This is a genomic window from Actinomyces sp. HMSC065F12 (assembly GCF_001814535.1).
GTDB classification, from domain to species: domain Bacteria; phylum Actinomycetota; class Actinomycetes; order Actinomycetales; family Actinomycetaceae; genus Pauljensenia; species Pauljensenia radingae_A.
In genome coordinates, this window is the sequence record NZ_KV816994.1 from 1 (window position 1) to 780 (window position 780).

Annotated in this window: 1 protein-coding gene; it reads right to left on the reverse strand. The window is 54.0% G+C overall.

Annotated features, from left to right (window positions below):
- Positions 1 to 13 precede the first annotated feature (13 nt).
- The coding region (locus tag HMPREF2975_RS12050) for an NBR1-Ig-like domain-containing protein (RefSeq protein WP_083314481.1) at positions 14 to 780 on the reverse strand (767 nt) is incomplete at its 5' end.

Genomic DNA, 780 nt, shown 5'->3' on the forward strand with positions numbered 1-780 from the left:
AATTCAGCTTCGCTCATCGTTCCTGCCTTATCGCGTGAAGATCCGGGTTAATAACTGTGGCATTGACATTGAATGTTGTAGTCGCTTGAGGGAAGCAGTTCTCGCCTTCCTGGTTGCGCATTTCCCAGTGGCTTGAGGCTGCTCCTTCGTAGCCTTGCGCCCGAAACGTGCAAGAAATCTTGATGAACCTCGCTGTCGCTGGTGGGCTGTCAGGAATGGCAATCTGTGTGGTGCCGACGGGTCGTAGTCGCGGGTCTGTTGGATTCGTACAGATGAGTGTCCGACTGGTCCAGTCGATGCTGCCAACGTTGCGCAGTGTCCATGTGTGAGTGAACTCGACCCAAAATCCTGGCTTGTGTTTTTGCAGTGCGGGCGGTTCCGTGACGTCGACGCGATCTCCTTGATAGAGCGGCTGCGGCACGGGGTTTATTTCTTCTGGTTCCTGGTCTTCAAGGCGAAGTCGGTAGCAGTGTTCAAGGACATCGCAATGGTTTGGATCGTGGATGATCGCGTCGAACCAATCTGTGAGTGCCCAAATGAATGCTTCTGGTTCGATAGTGAGGGTTGAGGGCAGTCCGGCATCTTTGCCGACTTCTTGGCAACGATCATCCAACGTGCGCTTCGTGCTTGGGAGGGGCCTCAGGTGGGCAAGAAGGAAATCATGCAACGATTTCTTGCTCACCTGTGTAGGAAATGACTCGTATTGCGGTTCGGAGATCGGTTTTGCCCCGGTAAAGATCTTGCGTGCGTACTCGTCGTCTAACCGCTCTGCACTGCCAG